General features: G+C 44.3%; 19 protein-coding genes and 1 tRNA gene. 7 read left to right on the forward strand and 13 right to left on the reverse strand.

Going from position 1 to position 21577, the window contains the following annotated elements:
* Nucleotides 1-120 precede the first annotated feature (120 nt).
* Nucleotides 121-194 (reverse strand) — tRNA-Ala (locus ACRD6K_RS06120).
* A gap of 562 nt (nt 195-756) precedes the next feature.
* On the opposite strand from ACRD6K_RS06120, the gene ACRD6K_RS06125 reads away from it, so the two are divergent.
* The 3 genes from ACRD6K_RS06125 (at nt 757) to hflX (ending at nt 3539) form a co-directional block, all read left to right on the forward strand.
* Nucleotides 757-1440: an energy transducer TonB gene (locus ACRD6K_RS06125; RefSeq protein WP_430972519.1), complete on the forward strand. Its 684-nt coding sequence runs from the start codon at nt 757-759 to the stop codon at nt 1438-1440.
* A gap of 128 nt (nt 1441-1568) precedes the next feature.
* Nucleotides 1569-2252 (forward strand): energy transducer TonB, encoded by a 684-nt coding sequence (locus tag ACRD6K_RS06130; RefSeq protein ID WP_299578914.1) that lies wholly within the window; start codon nt 1569-1571, stop codon nt 2250-2252.
* A 75-nt stretch (nt 2253-2327) separates the two neighbouring features.
* Entirely contained in the window at nt 2328-3539 is a 1212-nt protein-coding gene (gene hflX / locus ACRD6K_RS06135; protein ID WP_430972520.1) for a GTPase HflX, read from the forward strand.
* A 78-nt stretch (nt 3540-3617) separates the two neighbouring features.
* On the opposite strand, the gene ACRD6K_RS06140 is transcribed toward hflX, so the two are convergent.
* Nucleotides 3618-4628, reverse strand: coding sequence for an aspartate-semialdehyde dehydrogenase (locus ACRD6K_RS06140; protein WP_430972521.1), 1011 nt, complete (start codon nt 4626-4628; stop codon nt 3618-3620).
* A gap of 158 nt (nt 4629-4786) precedes the next feature.
* Here ACRD6K_RS06140 and ACRD6K_RS06145 point away from each other — a divergent pair, with 158 nt between their 5' ends.
* Nucleotides 4787-6178, forward strand: a complete 1392-nt coding sequence (locus tag ACRD6K_RS06145; RefSeq protein WP_430972522.1) for a T9SS type B sorting domain-containing protein — start codon at nt 4787-4789, stop codon at nt 6176-6178.
* Between the two features lie 149 nt (nt 6179-6327).
* On the opposite strand, the gene ACRD6K_RS06150 is transcribed toward ACRD6K_RS06145, so the two are convergent.
* The 4 genes from ACRD6K_RS06150 to ACRD6K_RS06165 form a co-directional block, all read right to left on the reverse strand.
* Entirely contained in the window at nt 6328-7401 is a 1074-nt protein-coding gene (locus ACRD6K_RS06150) for a family 10 glycosylhydrolase (RefSeq protein WP_430972523.1), read from the reverse strand.
* A gap of 4 nt (nt 7402-7405) precedes the next feature.
* On the reverse strand, nt 7406-8521 hold the full coding sequence (locus ACRD6K_RS06155) for a carbohydrate-binding family 9-like protein (RefSeq protein WP_430972524.1): 1116 nt from the start codon (nt 8519-8521) through the stop codon (nt 7406-7408).
* 26 nt (nt 8522-8547) lie between these two features.
* A complete protein-coding gene (locus tag ACRD6K_RS06160) occupies nt 8548-9987 on the reverse strand; it encodes an alpha-L-fucosidase (protein ID WP_430972525.1) in 1440 nt (479 codons plus the stop codon).
* A gap of 650 nt (nt 9988-10637) precedes the next feature.
* Nucleotides 10638-11351: a hypothetical protein gene (locus ACRD6K_RS06165; protein WP_430972526.1), complete on the reverse strand. Its 714-nt coding sequence runs from the start codon at nt 11349-11351 to the stop codon at nt 10638-10640.
* A 49-nt stretch (nt 11352-11400) separates the two neighbouring features.
* Here ACRD6K_RS06165 and ACRD6K_RS06170 point away from each other — a divergent pair, with 49 nt between their 5' ends.
* A complete protein-coding gene (locus ACRD6K_RS06170; RefSeq protein WP_430972527.1) occupies nt 11401-12114 on the forward strand; it encodes a M48 family metallopeptidase in 714 nt (237 codons plus the stop codon).
* Between the two features lie 39 nt (nt 12115-12153).
* Nucleotides 12154-13491, forward strand: coding sequence for a deoxyguanosinetriphosphate triphosphohydrolase (locus ACRD6K_RS06175; RefSeq protein ID WP_430972528.1), 1338 nt, complete (start codon nt 12154-12156; stop codon nt 13489-13491).
* Here the strand turns inward: ACRD6K_RS06175 and ACRD6K_RS06180 are convergent.
* Both ACRD6K_RS06180 and ACRD6K_RS06185 read right to left on the reverse strand, forming a co-directional pair.
* A complete protein-coding gene (locus ACRD6K_RS06180) occupies nt 13488-14087 on the reverse strand; it encodes a 3-keto-disaccharide hydrolase (RefSeq protein WP_430972529.1) in 600 nt (199 codons plus the stop codon). The two genes, ACRD6K_RS06175 and ACRD6K_RS06180, sit on opposite strands and share 4 nt — an antisense overlap.
* Nucleotides 14088-14110: 23 nt before the next feature.
* Nucleotides 14111-14767 carry a hypothetical protein gene (locus ACRD6K_RS06185; RefSeq protein ID WP_430972530.1) on the reverse strand — a complete coding sequence of 219 codons (657 nt, stop codon included), beginning with the start codon at nt 14765-14767 and terminating at the stop codon, nt 14111-14113.
* 232 nt (nt 14768-14999) lie between these two features.
* Between ACRD6K_RS06185 and ACRD6K_RS06190 the strand changes: the two genes are divergently transcribed.
* Nucleotides 15000-16151 carry a carboxypeptidase-like regulatory domain-containing protein gene (locus ACRD6K_RS06190; RefSeq protein WP_430972531.1) on the forward strand — a complete coding sequence of 384 codons (1152 nt, stop codon included), beginning with the start codon at nt 15000-15002 and terminating at the stop codon, nt 16149-16151.
* Between the two features lie 72 nt (nt 16152-16223).
* On the opposite strand, the gene ACRD6K_RS06195 is transcribed toward ACRD6K_RS06190, so the two are convergent.
* The 5 genes from ACRD6K_RS06195 to ACRD6K_RS06215 form a co-directional block, all read right to left on the reverse strand.
* Entirely contained in the window at nt 16224-17507 is a 1284-nt protein-coding gene (locus ACRD6K_RS06195; RefSeq protein ID WP_430972532.1) for an efflux RND transporter periplasmic adaptor subunit, read from the reverse strand.
* A gap of 183 nt (nt 17508-17690) precedes the next feature.
* Nucleotides 17691-18938, reverse strand: coding sequence for an aspartate kinase (locus ACRD6K_RS06200; RefSeq protein WP_430972533.1), 1248 nt, complete (start codon nt 18936-18938; stop codon nt 17691-17693).
* 250 nt (nt 18939-19188) lie between these two features.
* Nucleotides 19189-19893, reverse strand: a complete 705-nt coding sequence (locus tag ACRD6K_RS06205) for a queuosine precursor transporter (protein ID WP_430972534.1) — start codon at nt 19891-19893, stop codon at nt 19189-19191.
* A gap of 67 nt (nt 19894-19960) precedes the next feature.
* Entirely contained in the window at nt 19961-20749 is a 789-nt protein-coding gene (gene pgeF / locus ACRD6K_RS06210; protein WP_430972535.1) for a peptidoglycan editing factor PgeF, read from the reverse strand.
* A 74-nt stretch (nt 20750-20823) separates the two neighbouring features.
* The gene (locus tag ACRD6K_RS06215; RefSeq protein WP_299578948.1) at nt 20824-21498 is read right to left on the reverse strand and encodes a Crp/Fnr family transcriptional regulator; all 675 of its coding nucleotides are present in this window, start codon (nt 21496-21498) and stop codon (nt 20824-20826) included.
* Between the last annotated feature and the right edge of the window lie 79 nt (nt 21499-21577).

The raw sequence follows: 21577 nt of genomic DNA on the forward strand, positions 1-21577 counted from the left end.
ACTCAATGCTATGGGATTCAGGGATTATTACCATGGAATTTCCTTCAGGCATTGAACGAAAACAGGAAGTGGTTAAAAACAAAAAGCAGTCACAACAAATAGTCGTAACTGCTTTCTTAGTGGAGAATATCGGAATCGAACCGATGACCTTTTGACTGCCAGTCAAACGCTCTAGCCAACTGAGCTAATCCCCCATAAGCGAGGGCAAATATATAAATATTTTTAAACCGCAAGACCATGCCATCGCACAATTTTTACATTTTCGGCAAATAAAAATCGGGCAATCCTCATTATCAGTGAAATGTCCAATATCCAAAAGCTATTCTTTGTTTTCCCAATACGCCTTTTCCTTCGCAATCGCCAGGTCCAAGAGAGTGGCTGACACCCTTTGCCCCACTATAACCTCTTCATTCATTAAGAAAGCTGCTTTCCCTTCTTCCATCGAACGATAGAAGCTTCCGGAAATAAAGCTGCCTTGCAAGAAATCGATTTGGTGCTCTTGCCAGAATAAGTCTTTAAAGAGCTTACAGGAGAAACGCCCAGTAATTTTGCAAAAAAGGAACGCTAATTAATACACTATATACAAACAGCTCTTACTGTAGTCCGTCTGGCTTCAAGCTGTTTTTAAACATCTGTTCATCATCTGTTAAAAGCCCCGTATTTCCCTTTCTCAGATACTTGTTTACGTTTTTGGTTTAGTTTTTGTCTTTCAAGGTTTAGCCATTGAATTAATCATTCACTTTTAAACTTAAAGTCATGGAAACTAAGAAAACGAAAAAAGCCGATTTAGAAGGAAAACGCTCCTTATTTTTAAGTATTGGACTGGTTCTTTCCTTAAGTTTTGTGCTGCTGGCCTTCAGCTGGAAAACACCCGTTAATCAAACCGACGCCTTTGACCAAGTAGATTGGGGAGTCCCCGATGACATTGTGATCCCACTTACACGCCCCGAAAAAAAAGAAATCCTTCCTCCCGTACAAACAGTCGTGGAGTTTATCTTGGTTGATAATGAAACCGAGATTGATGATAACCATCTCGAAATATTCAATTCAGAAATAACGGATGAAGGAATTGATGTGGATGCCTTACTCGCCAACAACAAGGATGACGCCTATGAAGACAAAAACACCATTTATAATTTGGTGGATGAAATGCCGGAATTTCCGGGAGGAATACCAGCGCTAATCAACTACCTAGCCAAAACAGTCAACTACCCGGTAATTGCGCAGGAAAATGGAATCCAAGGAAAAGTCTTTGTCAACTTTGTGGTTAATACTGATGGCAAGGTAAGCAATGTTTCGGTGGTTCGTCCTGTTGATCCATCCCTTGACAAAGAGGCAATCCGGGTGGTGGAAAGCATGCCACGGTGGAAACCGGGCAAGCAGGGAGGTCGCGCAGTCCGCGTGTTCTACCATGTTCCCATTAGTTTTGTATTACAATAAACAAAAACCGAAATAAGTCTGTTAATAAAAAAGATTTGAACTCTTGCTTTTGAAGATTATTTTTTATCTTTAACCCCTCAAAAGAAAAAAGTATTTCTGAGAATAGAATAAACTTCTAAAACTGAATTATGGAACTAAAGAAATCACCAAAAGCCGATCTTGAGAGCAAAAGAAATATCTTTGTTCAGATAGGGTTAGTGGTATCTCTTGGTCTTTGTTTGCTTGCTTTTGAATGGACTACAAAAGTAGAACAGGCATCTTCATTGGGAACAATGGCTGAGCAGGTAGTAGAAGACGAGGTTATCCCCATCACCCGTCAAGAAGAAGTAAAACCACCACCACCACCTCCGCCACCAAAAGTAGTAGAAGTGTTGAACATTGTGGAAGACGACGTTGAAATTGAAGATGAACTGGAAATCCAGGACACTGATATTGACGAGGAAACAGCTATTGAAGTAGCTCCTGTTATTCAGGAAGAAGAAGAGGAAGAAGAAGGACAGGTATTCTTTATTGTAGAAGACATGCCCGAGTTCCCCGGTGGAGAATTGGCTTTGCGTAAGTTTATTGCCAACGCCATTAAGTATCCGGTTATTGCTCAGGAAAACGGTATTCAAGGTAAAGTATATGTAAACTTTGTTGTTGATACTGACGGAAGCGTTACCAATGCGCGTATTGCCCGTGGTGTTGACCAGTCGTTGGACAAAGAAGCCCTTCGCGTGGTAAACAACCTTCCAAAATGGAAGCCAGGACAACAAAGGGGAAAACCAGTAAAAGTTTCTTACACGGTTCCAATTAACTTTGTGTTACAATAACGATTTTAGATAAACAAAAGATCCTGGTTCCGTATTTCGGGGCCAGGATTTTTTATGGATAGAAGTAAAAGCTGAATGATAGAAACCGCCAAAACACAGGAAACCGCCGTACTCGTTGGGCTAATCAACCAAGAACAGGATGAAAGACAGGCACAAGAATACCTGGACGAACTTGAGTTTTTGGCTGATACCGCAGGGGCAAAAGTTGAAAAACAGTTTTTTCAACGCTTAGATACACCCAATCCGGCTACTTTCGTTGGCTCGGGAAAACTGGAGGAAATCAACAACTTCATCAAAGTTCATGAGATTGATACCGTGATTTTTGATGATGAGCTGAGTCCGACACAACTCCGAAACATTGAGCGAAAGCTGGAATGCAAAGTCTTGGACCGAACCAACCTCATCCTGGACATTTTTGCCAAGCGCGCTCAAACAGCGCATGCCAAAACACAGGTTGAATTGGCTCAATATCAATACATGCTGCCCCGCCTAACCCGTATGTGGACCCACCTCGAACGGCAGCGGGGAGGTATCGGTATGCGTGGCCCCGGAGAGACACAGATTGAAACCGACCGGCGGATTATTCTGGATAAAATCGCACGGCTAAAAGTTCAGCTCGAAAAAATTGACAAACAAAAAGCCACACAGCGCAAAAATAGGGGAAAACTGGTTCGCGTTGCTTTGGTTGGCTATACCAACGTGGGCAAATCAACCATCATGAACATGCTGGCGAAGTCAGAAGTTTTTGCTGAAAACAAGTTGTTTGCCACACTCGACACCACCGTCCGCAAGATGGTTATTGGCAATCTTCCATTTTTGTTGGCAGACACGGTTGGGTTTATTCGCAAATTACCTCACGGACTGGTTGAGTCGTTCAAATCAACCCTTGACGAGGTGCGCGAAGCCGATGTATTGGTTCATGTTGTTGATATCTCACACCCCGGTTTTGAGGAGCAAATTGACACCGTCAACGAAACACTGGCAGAAATTAAGACCGGCGAAAAACCCACCATCTACGTATTCAATAAGATTGATGCTTTTGAGTACGTCCAAAAAGATGAAGACGATTTAAGCCCGAAAACGAAGGAAAACCTTTCGCTGGAAGAACTTCAAAACAGTTGGATGGGTAAAGGCAACACGCCGTCTTTATTTATTTCGGCCACCGAAAAAGACAATGTGGAAGCCTTCAAAAAAGTGCTTTACGAGGAAGTGAAAAAGGTACATGTTACCCGCTTCCCTTACAATGATTTTCTGTACGATATTGACTGGACCAAACCACAGGAATAATAAGAAAGAAGAACATCACCCAATAAAAAACCCGGCCATCAAGCCGGGTTTCTCATTATATATTGTCTGGTAAATTCATTATTTCACTTCACCATTAGCAATCAACCATTCAGCAATCTGAACAGCATTAAGCGCTGCACCTTTTTTGATCTGATCACCAACACACCAGAAGGTAATTCCTTTCGGGTTTGTCAGGTCCTTACGCAAACGACCAACATAAACATCATCTTTCCCGGCTACAAAAAGTGGCATCGGGTATTCTTTGTTCTGTGGGTTATCAATCACTGTCAGGCCTTTGAAGTTATTGAAAGCTTCACGCACCTGCTCCAGGCTCAGCTCCTCTTCTGTTTCCAGCCAAATAGCTTCAGAGTGTGAACGAGCAACGGGTACACGCACGCAAGTAGCACTTACTTCCATATCTGTGTGCATGATTTTTTTCGTCTCCCAGTTCATCTTCATTTCCTCTTTGGTGTAGTCATTATCCAGGAAAACATCAATATGAGGAATGATATTCATCGCCAGCTGGTACTGAAATTTATTAATCGTAGGCTCTTCGCCCTGAGCCAACTGACGTGTTTGCTCTTCCAATTCAGCAATCCCCTGAGCTCCTGCACCACTGGCAGCCTGGTAAGTAGCTACCTGAACTTTGGTAATCTTGGATAAGTTTTCAATGGGTTTCAATGCCACAACCATCTGAATGGTTGAGCAGTTTGGATTAGCAATGATGTTACGCGGACGGTTTCTGGAATCTTCTGCATTCACTTCAGGAACAACCAATGGAACATCATCATCGTTACGGAAGGCGCTGGAGTTGTCAATCATCACCGCACCATATTTGGTAATGGTTGATGCAAACTCCTTAGAAATAGAAGCGCCAGCCGATGTCAAGGCAATATCAATATCCTTGAAGTCATCGTTGTGTTTCAATTCCTTAACAGTCAGTTTTTTGCCTTTAAAGTCAAACACCTTACCAGCACTACGGGCCGATCCAAACAAAACTAACTCATCGAGTGGAAAATTACGCTCGGCCAGAACTTCAAGAAATTCCTGCCCAACAGCACCACTTGCACCAACAACTGCAACTTTCATAATTTAATAAATTTTATTAATTTGAATTCATTCTTACGTTCTTTCAAACGTACAATAAAGTCCGCAAAATTAGCAGTTTGCTTTTAATTTTTCACATTATGTGGCGTATAAATAGTGTTTTTCTTTTAATGCTTTTGATATTATTAACAAATGAAAGCATGAGTAAGGTAATCTGGGAGGAAAACTTCAACCAACCCGACCTGGGGGTATGGGGCGACGCAGACGGAGAAAGCATTCACTCAAACCTGGATCCGAATGTGGGCTGGTCGCTCAACTATTCGGATTGCCAATTCACAGCTGAAAATGACTACGTTAAGACAGTGACCACCTCCGGAGGACGCTTTGAAGCCCTGGACTGCGACGGCGAAGCCATTTGGACTTCGGCATGGATCATGACCAGCAAATACAGCGATATCCATTGCGAGCTGATCGCCAAAGAAACCGGTAGCGGTAAAAATCCGGCGAGTAAATACCTGAAAGCCTATTACCAGATTGACCAGCAGGAAGAACAACTTTTTGAAACCAATGGGGTGAATGAAGGCAACTGGGGTGAGGCCCTCGCCAGTCAATCTAAGTTGGAAGGCGATTCGCTCCGAATCATTATTCGCCTGAATAGCAGCTATGCCAGCGATAAAGTCATTCTGGATGCTATCCGCATTTGGACCGATCAACCGGAACAAATTGATCCGAATCAATTGGCAATTGCCGGTGATCTTTTCATTAATGAAGTTCTCTTCAACCCCTACCCCGACGGCGTTGATTTTATTGAACTTTACAATCAATCGGACAAGATGATTCGTCTTGACCATCTGTTTTTGGCCAATAAAAACGACGATGGAAGCTATAAAACCATCGTTCAACTAACAACGCAGGAAGACTACTTTCCGCCTAAAAGTTTTTTGGTGCTCAGCGAAAGCCAGGAGCAGGTCCTTGCTTTTTATAGTACGCCCTGCCCCGATTGCTTTCTGAACCTTCCTGACTTGCCCGCCATGAATAACGATGAAGGCAATGTGGTATTAATGGCCGATTCGCTGAAAACTCTGGATGAGCTCTATTATTCCGAAAAAATGCATCATCCGCTACTGGTTGACGAAGAAGGGGTGTCGCTGGAACGAATTTCACTGGAGCAAGCTAGCAATGATCCTTCCAACTGGACTTCAGCAAGTCCGGCCGTACACTTTGCCACTCCAGGTTATGCCAATTCAATGAGCCGGACCGAGTCTCACCAAACCAACAGCATCACACTAGAACCCAAATCCTTCTCCCCCAATGATGATGGGTACAATGATTACTTAACGATCAGCTACGAATTTGAAAACCCGCATTACGTGGCAAACCTGAAAATATTTGATTCACATGGTCGACCGATTAATGACTTGATTCAAAACGAACCTGCTGGCAGCCAAGGAGAATGGATCTGGAATGGCGAGTTGCAAAACGGGAGTAAAAGCCCACTGGGTATTTACATCGTTTGGCTGGAAGTGCACGACCAAAACGGGAATATCCGCCAATTCAAAGAAGCCTGTAGCATTACCGATCGACTAGAATAACAGACCAGGGACGCTTCAGTCTGAATGATGAGAACCTAAAAGTAAGGCCCCAAAGCACAGGATCAGTGGATCACTCGCCTTGGAGCCTTTATTTTTATATCTCTGAAGAAGGGATTGCTCCCTGTTAGTCTGAAGAAACAAACTTCAAGTTACCGGTGCTTTTTCAAAACGGCCAGCACATCATCATCAACATTACCAAACAGTGATACGCCGGCTGCTCCATTTTTCAGGGCATAGCTAATCCCAGCATCCAACTCTTCCGATGATTTGAAGTTAGGCAGAAACAATCCGGCATACAGCGGGAACCGACCGCACAAAAAGTGAACACCTTCTTTTACTGCATCGCCAATCCACTGCACTTGCTCGCGATAAAATCCGTGATAAATCATTGGACAGATGGCATCCAGGTTCCAATTGGTCCAGTCTTGCCGAACAATCCGACGGGCCACTTCCGGAGTTGGAAACACCGCGGCTGTAATTTGCTTTTTGTGCTTGCTGGCAATGGCCGAAGCCTGGTTTACAATATTTGTAATCCGGTCGTACCGGTAGTTTCGCCATGAAAGGCTCTGATCCGGATATTCCAGTTCCAGCGGATCAACACCGTGCATTTCTTGATACTTTGACCGACAGGTTTCGCAGTAGCAAAAATCATATTCCGGCAATTCTTCCTGTTGAACAATGCCATAATTTTGCCACAGATCAACCGGCAAAATCACATCGCAATAGCGCACATAATCCAGATGAATACCATCCACATAGTCTTTCTCCAGAACCTTTTCCACCTGCTCACGCAAGTAATTCTGAACCTCAGGTTTTGACGGACAAAGCCAGCGGTAGTAATTAACATACGGAGGATTAGTGGCACACGACTCGCCGGTGCGGCTGATGGCGTACCATTCAGGATGCGACTCCAGCAACGACTTCTCCCCCCGGTTCATGGTCCACATCCACCGATGTGTTTCCAGTCCCGCCTTCTTGGCAACCCGGAAGTGCAATTCGCTGTCACTCTCAAAAAACATCCCCCGAATGCCGGCATCATAATACCGTTCGTATTTTTTCTGCAACTCAGCTTCTGTTTCTTTTTGATTCGGATTTTCCCAAACCCAGTGTTTAGTCGCTGTTTTTTCCGGTTTGCTTGCTTTCGGAAATGCTCCCGAGCTGGTATAGCTTAAAATACCGGCACCTGCCAGTAAGGACGATTTTAAGAATTCACGTTTTTTCATCTGTCTATTTTTGATTTGTTTTGAATAAGCCTACATCATTAATCGTAAAAGAAGTTCCATCAGCAGCCGTAAGCCTGACTGTAAACTGCCACTTGCTGGCTTCCAGCTCCAGCTTGGCCGCCTCATTTCCATCTAAGGTGAAACGGTCATTTAAACCCAATTGTTGCAAATTGTCCGCATAGCTGCCGTGCTCCCGCTGATAATTTCTCTGTCGGTAATAAATTAACCAGGCATATTGGCGCAATTGCTCATGCTTCTCCGGCTGAAACACCTCCTTGGCAGTTCCTACCGGATGAGTTGAGAACTGAACGATCCCGTAACGTTCGGGGGCATGCATGCTGATGATGCCGGGAGCACTCCAAACCCAGTTGTATTCAGGTAACGGACGACCCGTTTCCGGATTTTTGCGTCTGACATACCGACCATCAACAACATCGGTTTTCCATTGTACCCGTGAAAAATTGATTCGCCAGTGATCACCCTGCTCAGGCACTTCACTCTCAACCCCGGAGCGCAAGTCCGAAAAAGGAATTTTCATCTCTACCGTCCATTTTTTATCCCGATCACTTGCATCATTCAGCGTTCCATCAATAGCAATGGCACTTTCAAAGCCCGGAGCATTGTAAATGACCAAGGGGCGGGCGCCGTCACGATACGGACGCGGCATAAATAAGTCAAACAAGGTGTTGCGGGCATTTACTTCAAACTCAAAATAATCATGGGCATTGCCGTCCGGATCAATGAAAATTTCAAAATCATTTTCATGATAGACAATCATATCATTCGTGTCGTAATAAGCCCAAACGTGCGGTTCTTCCAGCTCGGCAAACACATACAGGTTGTTCGCATCCCACAGCATTTTAACACGTGTACGATGCAATGGCTTTGGCTTGAGGCCTCCTTCAATGTCTACAAATTCAGCCGTCCAACTGGCTTTTGACCAAGCGGCTTCGTCTGGTTTTCCATCCACTACAATCGGTTCAGCAGCCTGGTAAATCACATAATTCCGAACCGGTGTAAACAAATGCTCAAGGCCTTCCCACAAGTTCTGTGTAGAAGCAGAAAACGGAGCGGACAGTAAGAGGATCAGGCTCAGTATACGAAATTGTTTTTTCATCATCTTTCTCAATACTTAAAAGATCAGTTCTATAAATTGGTTTGAATAGAAAAGGCCAACGCAGGGTATTTTGCATGACTTTTCCGGAATGACTTTGGCACAGACACCACCACTTGATCTCCATCCATTTTCCATTTCATTTTTTCTCCGGTAGCCAGCAAAATCAAATCTGAACCCTTTGCCGGTAAATTTCCACCCCAACGAATCGTTGCCGGAACAGGCTCTCCCTCTGTCAACCGGGCAACGGCATAAGTCTCTTTGTTCTTCCCTTTGGTAAAGAACACTTCGCCATCCTGATAAAACTCGGCAGTCCGTGTATTATAAATAGCGTCACCGTTGGCCTGAAGCCACTCGCCAATCACCTTTAACCGTTCGATAACTTCAGTATCCAGCGTTCCATCAGGACGGGGCCCAACGCCCAACAATAAACTACCTCCTTTGGCTACAATCTCCACCAAGTCATGCACCACTTTTATCGGCGATTTCAGCTTTTCATTCGGAACAAATCCCCAGTTGTTGCCAAGGGTAATACAGCTTTCCCATGGGTAAGCCAGTTGTTCGGAAGGAATACTGCGCTCGGGGGTCTGATAATTCTCGTAAGGACCATGAACCGTGCGATCCACGATCAACAAGCCGGGTTGTTTCTGACGCGCCATATCTGCGATTTTGGGCAGATCAATTTTCTGATCCCACTCCGGAATTGGTGCTCCCCACGACAACACTTCTTCATTCACCGTCTCACGCGGACGAACCCAACCGCCATCAAGCCAAAGAATATCCACAGAACCGTAGTCAGTCATCAACTCCTGAATCTGATTATAGGCAAATGTTTTGAAGCGGTTCCAACGCTCCGGAAACTTGCGTATGTCATAGTTAACATTCCGGTTGGGCGTTGAATATTTATCCCACCAAAAGTCTTGCGAATGCCAGTCTGGCTTGGAGTAATATGCCCCAATCATAAAGTCTTTAGCCCGAAAAGCATCAAAAACATACTTTGTCACATTGGCTTTGGGATGGTCAGCAAACGGACCGTTCGTAACTTTAAAGTCTGTTTGCTGGGTGTCGAACAGGTTGTACCCATCATGATGCTTGGTGGTGAACACCAGGTATTTCATGCCTGCCTGATCAGCAGCTTCTGCCCATTGTTCCGGATCAAATTTCACAGGGTTAAACTCCTTGCTCAAGCCCCAGTACCACTCTTTAAATTCACAGTAGCCCATGCTGTCAGGTCGGTTAATCCAGTCTTCAGAACAGAGCGCCCACGATTCGATTATTCCCGGAACAGCATACAAGCCCCAGTGAATGATCATTCCAAACTTCAGATCCTGCCATTGATCCAATTTTTCCAAAACTTTTTGGTCAGATGGCCACTCATAGGTTGTTGACTGTTGATGAACACCCAGGTCCTGAGCCGGCAGCGATAGGCACCCCATCACAACCATTAACAAAACTCCAATTATCTTTCTCATTTATAGTCGATTTTAAAGATTAGTCTACATTCAAAGTTCCGAATAATAATCCTTTCTAAAAAAAGTGTTTGCGGACACACTTTTAAAAATCAGAGATAAGATTTCCCTAATCAATTACTGCCAACAAGGGGGAAAGCCATTTTCAAATTCACTTCTGATCAAAACACGGTATTGACTCAAAATAAAGTCTTTAATACAACGATGAATTTGTCGTATTTCCCGTTGTTAAACCATGCATCCGGTGGACAAGAACATGCGACAAGATAAAAAAAAATGGTGTGTGCGTACACATTTATCGATAAAAACAGCCTTTCTTGTAAAAAATATACTTAGTTTTGGGCAGTTACAACAGACAATAAAACGCGTATACTGGTCATAATCAGGCAAATTAAAAACTAAGAAGGGATCAGTGATAAAAAATAATCGACCCGGAACATCCGTGGGCCGATTCAAAAAGATTGGAAACTCGTAGTGAAAGGCAAGTCCTTGAACAAACACGAATTCCAATAAATTAGCAGCATAATTTTTTTTTACTCGGGGCTGCATCAGTGATTGGTTTCATTGGTGCAGCTTTTTTTAGGGATAGCATGAAAACTACTAGCCCAAACAACAAGCGGAATAACAACCGTTATCCCGCTTTCAGAATCTATTTACTGTGGTAGTTTCACTTTTTCCAAATACAGCTTCTTCAGTTGCTGCAAATATTCCAGGCTTAATTTATTACTGTAAATCCTTACAAACTCGCGCAACCGCCCCTTGTGATAAAAGGCACCAACAGCCGCATCAAATTTGCTCTCACTCCAATTGTATTTCACCCGGTTGCTTAGCGCATCGAACTCTTCCCAGGTATAATGAGCCGGAAGCTCGATATAGGCATGGAAGCGCTCTTTCAAATCCAGGTAAATTCCGGGGTCAATTTCCTCCAGGCTGAAAAACTTAACCACTTTAATGTTGGCTTTCTCTTTCAGGTTTTTCCGGGTTTTAGCCAAAAATTGAATCCCATTCGCAGCATAGGCTTTTTGCAGAGTTCCAATCAGGTCATACCGGTTCAGATGCCGCACCCTCAAAACATTGTAAGTGGTATCATACATGGTAAGAAAGCCTTTACCGGCATCAAATTTTTCGTCAAACACCTTTTCAACTTCCTGGGTGGCACGAATAATCGTTTCCAGCGGATAATGTTCCTGCAACGCAATGTACATGTAGATAGGCTTTGTGTCAAAAGGCGTTTCGTGGTAATAGCCCGGGAATGGCTCAAGCGATTCAAAAACAAGGGTTCCTGGCTCTACTTTGTCATCAATAGTAAATACGGTTTCTCGTTTGTTAATCGTCCCAAATACCTCAATCGTGTTTTTTTGTTCCATAGTTCAAATTTTGAAGGATTGATTATCTTCGTCAGCAATTATCAACGCTATGAAGGCTGAAAAAGTGATCGATGTAGAACCTGTTGGCCAGGTTACTCTAGTTAGAAATGAACGCTCCCGTTATTTTCGGTTACGGGTAAAACCCAATGGACTGGCCCATGTCTCCATGCCTGTTTTAGCTTCCGAGTCAAAAGCGATTGACTTTGTCAAATCAAAAACGGCCTGGATACAAGAACAACAACAAAAGCTGAAAACAGGTTTAACTGTTTTTAGACAAGATAGCTCTTTTCGAACAAAGTTTCATCAATTAAAAGTCGTAAAAGTCAGGCAGTCAAAAGTATCAAACAGCATTGGAAACGGAATCATTCAAATCAACATTCCGGAGCACATCAATCACGAACACTCATCCATTCAGCAGTTTATACGCAGAACGCTCGTAGAAGTGATGCGCTACGAAGCCAAAGTATACCTGCCTGCCCGCCTTCAGGAACTGGCTGAAAAACACCAGTTTCAATTTGAAAAAGTATTTGTAAAACATGTAAAAAGCCGCTGGGGAAGCTGCTCATACACCAACAACATCAACCTGAATGTTCATCTGATGCGTTTGCCGGATCACTTAACCGACTATGTTCTGCTGCACGAACTGGCCCATACCCGGGAAAAGAACCACAGTGCCAGTTTTTGGAACCTGCTCGAATCAGTCTGTCCAAATTCAAAGCAACTGGACAAAGAGCTGAAAAATTATCAGGTTGATATTTTTTGAACAGAAAACGCCCCCAACTGCTTATTAAAATAAAAAGCTATGATGAACTGGAACGAATTAATTTCGAGTAAACGATTAGGCTCCAAACCCGCAGCAAAACAGGCGGAAAACTATAACCGGACCCAGTTTCAGCGCGACTACGACCGGATTATTTTTTCATCGCCATTCCGGCGGATGCAAAACAAAACCCAGGTTTTCCCGCTGCCCGGAAGCATTTTTGTACACAACCGGCTAACGCACAGCCTGGAAGTTGCGAGTGTTGGCCGATCGCTCGGAAACATTCTTTCGGAGAAACTACTGGCTGCCGGTGAAACCAATCCTTTAATTTCGGAACTGGGTGCGGTTGTTTCAGCGGCCTGCCTGGCCCACGACATGGGTAACCCTCCTTTCGGACATGCCGGAGAAGAAGCCATTTCCAGCTATTTCAGAAATGGGAAAGGGCAGAATCTGGAACTCATGCTGAAACCCGAGGAATGGAAAGACTTTGTTTATTTCGATGGCAATGCCAATGCCTTGCGACTGCTTAGCCACCAGTTTCACGGGCGTCGTGCCGGAGGCTTTGCCTTAACCTATACCACACTGGCCAGCATTGTTAAATACCCGTTTGAATCGGTCAATGTAACCAAACCCAAGTTTGGTTTTTTTCAATCGGAAAAAGCCTGCTATGAAGAAATCGCCCGCGAGCTCAATATCAAACAGCTTGACAACAACCCGTTGAAGTTTGCCCGCCATCCCTTGGTTTTTCTGGTGGAAGCTGCCGATGACATTTGCTACCAGCTAATGGATTTGGAAGATGCTCACAAACTAGGGATTCTGACTTATGAGCAAACCAAAACCCTTTTCCTGAATTTCTACGATCAGCAGGCAGACAAGGACTTATTGGCCAAGATTGAAGCAACCTTCAACGAAGTACTGGACCACAATGAGCGCATTGCCTACTTGCGTGCAGGCGTGATTAACAAGTTGGTTCATCAATGCATGGCTGAATTTGAAATCAACCAGGAAGCCATCATGGAAGGAACTTTTCAGCAGTCGCTGATCAGCCAGGTTAAAGGAATCTCGAAGGTTGCCATGGACGAAATTCAGGCCTTGTCCATCAAAAAAATTTACAGACACCGGGCAGTGGTGGAAGTTGAAATTTCGGGTCACCAGATTATCGGCACGTTGCTTGAAGCGTTCATCGAGGCAGTCCTTTCGCCCGACAAAGGTTACTCGAGACGCCTGATTTCACTGATGCCTGTTCAGTACAAAGTCGACCACCATTCAACCTATGAAAAGGTACAATCGGTAATCGACTTTGTGTCGGGCATGACGGATTTGTATGCCCTTGATTTATTCCGTAAAATAAAAGGAATTAACCTGCCTTCTTTGGGTTAAAGCTCCCGAAGCTTCAGGTTTCTCCAGCGTACTTTAATGCCGCCTCCATCATGAATTTGCAGGGCAATACTTCCTTTGCCTTCTGCAATTTTATCGTCGGTCATGTCGCACATTTGGTGTCCGTTCAACCAGGTAGTGACATGGCCGCCTTGCAGGCGAATTTTCATTTTATTCCATTTTCCCATTTTCAGGTAACCTTCTTCCTCATCCGGAATCTGGCAGATCCATCCACGGCCATACGATTCGTAGATACCGCCTGAATCATGGTTTGGCGGAGCTACTTCTACTTGCCAGCCACTCACTTTCGTTCCTTCAAAAGTAGAACGGAAGAAGATGCCGCTATTGCCATTGGCTTCTTGCTTAAACTCAACCTCCAACTCAAAATCATCATACGATTTCTCGGTTGACAGGTAACCATAAGCCTTATCCGGGCCGCTTTCACAAACTAGTTCGCCTTTTTCTACATACCATTTTTCGGTACCGTGAATTTTCCAACCATCCAGGTTCTTACCATTAAACAGTTTAACTACATCTTTTTGTGCCAGCAGCGGCCCTGCACACAGCAGCAACGCCAGCAAATACGTCATTTTTTTCATTCAATTTAACTTTACGATTTGATTTATTTGGCCAGCTCACTTTTCAGCAAGCTAACATTGTTTTTCAGTTGTTCAATTTTTTCATCCTTGGTTTGAAGATCTACTTTCAGCTTTTGCACTTGCGACTTTAAAGTAGCCAGCTGTCCCGACAATTCTTCAATGGTACTGTTTTTCGATTTCAGTTGAAATTCCAACTTACTGTTTTCATCTTTCTGACGATTCTGATTAAAACGAATTTCGGAAAGATCGCCAGTCAGTTTCTTCACTTGCGAAGAAAGCGCATTTTTATCATCCTGCAAAGTCGCTATTTGATTTTTATAGCCTTCCATCTGCTGGCTATACTGCCTCTTTTCGTATTCGAAGGCATAAATCTTTTCTTCGATGTTGGCATCTTTTTCCTGCACATTGTTTGCCAAGGTGTTGATTTGTCCGTTCAAGTCACTAATCAGCTGATCTTTTTCGGCATTGCTGCCCATCAGCTCCGTCTTGGTTTCTTCGTAGTCGGCAATCAACTGCGCAATCCGGTCAGCTTTGGCCTGGTTCTCATCAGTCAGGTCACGCACCCGCTGCTCCGCACGCAATTTTGAAGATTCCATGTCCAGGTATTTCTTTTTCGACACACACGATACAGACAAAAGCCCCACGCATGCGATGAATATAACAAGTTTGCTTGTTCTCATTTTTATTCAATTTTATTGTAAACAATAAGCCGGGCAATTGAATCCTAATTCATGTAGAATTTAAGAGGATTTAACTCCCGGATTGTTTGATTTTAAACTATTTTTTTGTTGCTTGGTCAATTCGAATAAATAACGTCGTTCTTATAAATATGTTATTCAAATTGTACTTTTAAATTTATTCTCCCGTTATTAGCTAAAAATAGGAAAAACTCTGAGCTAAAAAAAAGACAACATGAGAAATCTGATAATATCCTTATTTCTTCTGTTTAGTTTCACGACAGAAGCACAAGTCAAGCAAATTAAAGGCCGGGTAGTTGACGCGGCCAACCAGGCAGGAATTGCCTATACCAACATTGGCGTTGAAGGCACCTTCTACGGCACAGCCAGCGACGCCCAAGGCTTTTTCGAACTTAAGGTTCCGGAAGAATTTCAACAGGAACAACTGTTTTTTTCGGCGGTAGGCTATGAAAACCGCACCTTCGACATTGCCCAACTCTTGCAAAAAAACTTCATCAAGATTGACCTAAACGAGCAGACCTACGATATTGAGGATGTTGACATTGCTGCCCAATCGCGGGTTCTTTTTCGAATTATAAAAACGGCCGCAAACAACATTCCCCAGAACTTTCACCGGGGACCTCTGGGCATGAAATTTTACTACCAGGAAACCTTGAAAACGGCCGATGATTCGCAGCAAAACCGCGAAGCAGTTATTGATCTTTTTGATGCCACAGCTTATCGCTCGCCATCCATCACCGATGCCTTTAAAAATCGCCACTATCAGTTCACGGAGGTCAACAAAAATTTCGAATCGTATTCGATTTCAACAGGTAGCACCGGCTTTGACGAGCTGCTTGAAATGGATATTGCCCGGCTAGCCAATGGTATTTTAAACGCCCAGCTTCTCAACGACTTTGACTTAAAACTCGAAAGCATTAGCCCCTTTAACGGCGATTCGGTTTGGGTAATTTCGTACAAAACCATCAAAGCCGATTTGGCCCATACCGGCGATTATTATGCCACCCGCCTGGACGGGAAAATTTACATCAGCCAGAATAACTATGAAATTCTGCGTAATGAGTGTGTGGTTGAATCCAAACGCAACAACCCGCACAACCGTTCACTGGCAACCAAAAGCAAAAAACAAAGCCAGGTACGTTATCATTACACGGCTACATACAAACCCCAGGACGGGAAGTACGCCCTTAGCTACCTGGATTGCGACAAAACATTTTTAAATTCGAAAAACCAGCAGGTAACCTTTAGCCGGAAGGCCAGTGTGCTGGATTTAAACACTAGCCCAAGCCAACGAACGGGAAAAGATTACTTCGAAAACGAGGCTTACCTGGAAAGTTTCTGGAACAATTTTAAACGTCCGGAATAAGTAAGCATCAAGGCATAGAAAAAGCCATTCGGAAAATCCCGAATGGCTTTTTTTTGTGTTGCCTTTGCCTCTTTATTTTTGAGCTTCAAACAATTCTTTTTCATCCACCGGCTTAACACTTAAGCTATCTTTCAGGGTCCGGCTCACAATGTTATAGGGGCCGGTAATCACTTCATCACCGTCCTGAATTCCACTCAAAATTTCAATGTTCATGTTATCCTGAATACCGGTTTCAACCCGTTTTTTACGAGCCAATCCCTCTTCCAACACAAAAATCACTTCTTCTTTTTCATCCTTTGAGGTTTCTGCGCCCGAAACGGTATCGCCTTCCGCCACCCGGGTAGTAACTGCCTGAATCGGTACGGCAATCACCCCTTTGCGAGTCTCCGTCTGAATATCAACCGTGGCTGACATGCCCGGACGAAACGGATAAATATTCATGGAAGCGCTGTCGATCAAATCGAGGTAAGATTCCTGCAACAGCAACACCTTCACATCAAAATTGGTTACCTGGTCAGATGAAGTCCCCACCGTATTGGCCGAGTTGGCAATCTCGGTGACAATTCCCTTAAACTTGCGCTTCAAATAAGCATCCACCTCCACGAGAGCGGTGTCGCCTTTTGTCACCTTCACAATATCGTTTTCGTTCACCTCCACCTTCACTTCCATCCGATCCAAGTCAGCCACCACCATCATATCGGTTCCGGCATACATGTTGGTTCCTACCACCCGCTCGCCTTTTTCAACATTGAGTTTGGATACCGTGCCATCCATGGGCGCATAGATTTTGGTTTTCACCAACTGCTCTTCGGCTTCAGCTACCGAGGCTTCAGCCGACTTTACGGCAAATTCAGCTGCGCGTACCTCTGCGGCTGACACTTTATAACTGGCCTGAGCAGTTTCAAACTCCGACTGCGGAACGGCTTGCTGATCATACAATGTTTTAGACCGCTTGAACGCCAACTCCCGCTCAATCAATTGAGCTTCGGCCTGTGCCAAGCGAGCTTTCGAAGAGTTCAGGCTGGCTTCGGCCCGGTTCAGTGCCTGAATGTAAATATCGGGTTTGATAACCACCAACAGCTGACCTTTCTTCACCGGATCACCTTCTACAATGTCCATCTCAATAATCTCTCCGGAGACATCAGGACTTATTTTCACTTCGGTTTCAGGCTGAACCTTCCCGTTAGCCGTGATCAGCTCAGTGATGGTTTTGCTTTCAATCTTTTGGGTGGTGACTTTAACTTCGAACTCTTTTCCAAACCAGCCTTTCTTTTTCCCAACGACCAACACAATGATGAGAACAACAAGAAAGACGAGTAGTAGAGGAAGTAACTTGCTTTTTTTTCTTTTAGCCATGGTGCATTTTATTTGGTCAGTCAACTAATTCTGATTTTGTTGACTAAAAGTACGATATTTCGATAACTTATGACAAACAAAACAGAAATATACACCTGCGGCCCGCAATTCGAAAAAAACGAGCCGCAGTTTATTCATTTGTCAGCTTGATTCATCGTTAAACCAAGCCTGTCCGGCTTTTGGCTATTTCAGCACCAAACGTGCCGTACGCCGGCTTTTTTGTTCCAGAAAGAGTTGACGACCCTGCTTCATTTTTACCATCGCATCATCGTTGTAAAAACGAATGGTGGCTAAAATCAGTCCCGTGTTGTAAAGCACATCAAACTCCTTACGCAACTCAACAACCAACGATTCCAATCCAACTTCCGGTTCATCAATACATAGCGAAAGATCAATGGCCGACTGCTGAATCAGATTCACCTTAATCCGGCGCTTTTTAAACAAGCTGAATACTTCGGACAGTTGATCAATCCCGATGAAGGAGAAATCTGACGGTGACAGTGTAATCAGCGCTTGCTTTTTCTTCAGAATGAAAACAGGCACCAGGTCCAGCTGGTGGTCTACATCGTGAATCATGGTTCCGGCCTGATCCGGGAAGTCGAAGGGGCGGACCAGAAGTGGAATTCGCTTGTTGCGCAAAGGCTTAATGGTTTTGGGGTGAATAACCTTTGCTCCGGAGTAAGCCAGCTCAATCGCTTCCTTATAAGATAGTTCTTCCAGCTTTACGGTATCCTCAAAATCCACCGGATCGGCATTTAAAACACCCGGTACGTTTTTCCAAATCGTCACGCTTTCTGCATTCAGCAAGTTGCCCAAAATGGCCGCCGTAAAGTCAGAACCTTCACGCCCCAAAGTAGTTGTCTGATTCGTATTAGTCGACCCGATAAAGCCCTGAGTGACGTAGTGGTCAACATTTTTAAAAGTGAAATTATTGTTAATCAGCATTCCAGACCACTTATAGTCAACAAGTGCTTCGCGATGCGTGTCATCGGTACGCAGGCTTTGACGGATATCCATCCACTTATTGTTCAGGCCGCGCTTATTCAGGTAAGCCGAAATGATAGCTGTGGAAATCAATTCGCCATAGCAAACCATCTGGTCATACTCGTAATCAAAATTCAGTGACGGACTCTCTGCCAGACGCTGATCCAAAGCTGCAAAAAGTTGTTTCACCTGCCCCAGGTTTTCTTCACCAAGGCCCAGGTCTGCAATAATACCCGCATGATAATCCTGAATGTGCTGGAACACTTCCTGGCTTTTTTTGCCTTTGTTGAAGTAGCTTTTCACGAGCTCTTCCAACTCATTGGTTGTGTTACCCATGGCCGAAACCACAATGACTTTTTGCCCGGGAAACAACTCAATAATAGATGCGGCATTTTGGATCGCACTTGCAGAGCTCACCGAGGCTCCGCCAAATTTAAATATCTTCATAGGTCCTGTTTTTCAATCAAACTTTAAGGTGCTAAAATAAATAGTTTTAGATCATCATAAAACTATTTTTATCAGCCGCTGAATTTTATTTTCAACACCTCAAATAAGGAAATGGTTGACTGCTGTCCGAAACTTACAGCAAGAACTCAAACCACTGTAGATGAACACATCCGACAAAGGCGGACAAGCAAACCAAGCCACTGATGGGCAAGCAGGTAAAGTTCTTTCATTAAAAAAAACAGGTTGCGCTTTAGCGAATTACAAAATTTCCCTTTTTATGAATGCTTCGGGCCCAGTAAACAAAAGGCGTATCGGCAGCAGCAACCGCCCATTTCAGCAAATAGGTTGTGATTAGAATTTCCCACAGCACATTCAGCTCGAACACCCCAAAAAAGGCAATGAAGGTAAATACCACACTGTCCAGCAACTGTGAAACCATCGTGCTTAAATTGTTGCGCAACCATAGCTGACCGGTTGTGGGGAACCGCTTTTTCCAGAAATGAAAAGCCCAAATATCATGGCTTTGTGAAACCAGGTAAGCAGCCAAACTGGCAACTGCAATGCGGGGCATCAACTTAAAAATGGTGCTTATGGCTTCGTGCGTTGTTCCGGCAAACGCATCGCCTCCAAGGGGCAGGAAATAAAGCGCCAGATTCATCAGCAAGGTCATCGAAATCAAACTAAAGAAACCAATCCACACTGCCTTTTTCGCATCTTCGCGCCCATAGTTTTCCGATAAAATATCGGTTACCAAAAAAGAAGTTGCATAAACAATATTGCCTAAGGTAGCCACCAAGCCAAACAGCTCAACCGTTTGGATAACCTGAATGTTTGCCACAATAACGGAAATTGGAATCCACATGATCAATCCCCATTTTCCAAAGAATTTATAGGCAGCTATAATTAACAGAAAATTGGCCAGTAACATAACCAGCCACAGTAGTTCGTTGTGCATTTTTTTAATTTTTTAGGCAGGGTGATGCCACCTGCTGTTCACGAAATAAATATCGGCGCAAAGATAATTATTTCGCCAACATAATGCCTGAAATCATACGTCCGGTATCAATACCATCACGCCTCGCCGAATAGAAAAGGGCTTGGTGAGAAAATGAACAGAACCCCATAATTTCAATCTGTTCTTCAAGTACGCCGGCCATTACCAGCTGACTTTTGTTCGCCTCCCACAAGTCAAGATAAGCTTTTCCGGGGGTTGTTGCCGGCTTTAGCAGTTCGCGGTAATTGGGCAATTTTTCACGTACAGCGCGAATCACCTCGTCACCAACCTCATAGGCATGCAAGTGAATGGAAGGGCCTATTCCTGCAATCAGGTCTTCGGGCTGGGTATTGAAGTGACGTTGCATTTCATGAACGGTCTTACTCACGATCTTTTGCACGGTACCGCGCCAACCGGCATGAACAGCCCCTACCACACGGCGCACCGGATCATACAATAAAATGGGCACACAGTCGGCCGTTTGCACACAAATGCAGCACTGCGGCTGGTTGGTGATCAACGCGTCTGTCTCTTCCAGATCGCCGGGCACGGTAAGCTCATTAACCACAACAACCCGTTTGCCGTGTACCTGCCGCGGAATAACCAACTGCTTCGCTTCAAGCTGGAAAGCATTGGCCAGCTCCTGCCGAAAAGACTGGTAAGTTTCAGGCTGATCACCCGTAAAGCGCGATTGCCCGTTGCCTCCCCACCCTTTTCGGGTCGACGAAAAGTGAAAAACACCGGAATCGGTCAATTTTCGGAATTTCAAAAACGTCTTTTCACCATGCTGAATACATTCCATTGCGATCCTTTTCATACAAAACTACAGAATAAAAGACAGACTGGTATTTATTTACAATCAGTGTTAATTCTAACTTAACGAACAGGCCCTCACCCTTTCAGTAAGTCGTTCATTTTTTGCTTATCCAGAATGCGCACCGTCCGGCGTTGCACTTCAATGTAGCCTTCCTGATCCAGCTCACCCATGGCCCGGGCCAGCGACGGACGCGTCACACCGAAAAACTCAGCCAGCTGCGCTTGCGACAGAGGTAACTCCACCACTGCCAAACGATCGCCTGCCAAATCGAGCAGGTAGTGTGCGATCTTTTGCCGAATGGTTTTAAACGATAAAAACTTAATGCGCTGCGACAGGAATTGCGCCCGCGAAGAGATCGAGTTCAGGTAGTTGGTCAAAATCTGCGAATCCTGCTGCAACAGCTTGAGGAACTCAACCCGTTCAATACTCAGCAAGCTTACCTGCTCGTTGGCAATCACTGTCACCGGAAACCGGTTATTCTGACCAAACAAAAAGGCAGCAGCCAAAGGGCGCGGTGCCTCAATATCTTCAATCTTGATGGTTTTTCCGGTATAATCGGCCATCTCCCCTTTCACACTTCCTTTCAGCACAATAAACAGTCGATTACATTCATCGCCGGCATGTACCACCAGCTCATTCTTTTCAAAGTTCCGGATCTGGTAATGGACAGCCCGAAAAAGCTCGGTTAGCTGCTCCGGGCTCAGCCCCCTAAAAACCGGCGATCGGCTTAATAAATCATAGTTCAGCATAAAAAATCAAGTTTGTAACATTTGATACATTCTCCCCAACACAGACCATCTACATTTGTTGCATCAAACATAGGAAAAG

It is taken from the genome of Sunxiuqinia rutila (assembly GCF_050589705.1).
GTDB lineage: Bacteria > Bacteroidota > Bacteroidia > Bacteroidales > Prolixibacteraceae > Sunxiuqinia > Sunxiuqinia rutila.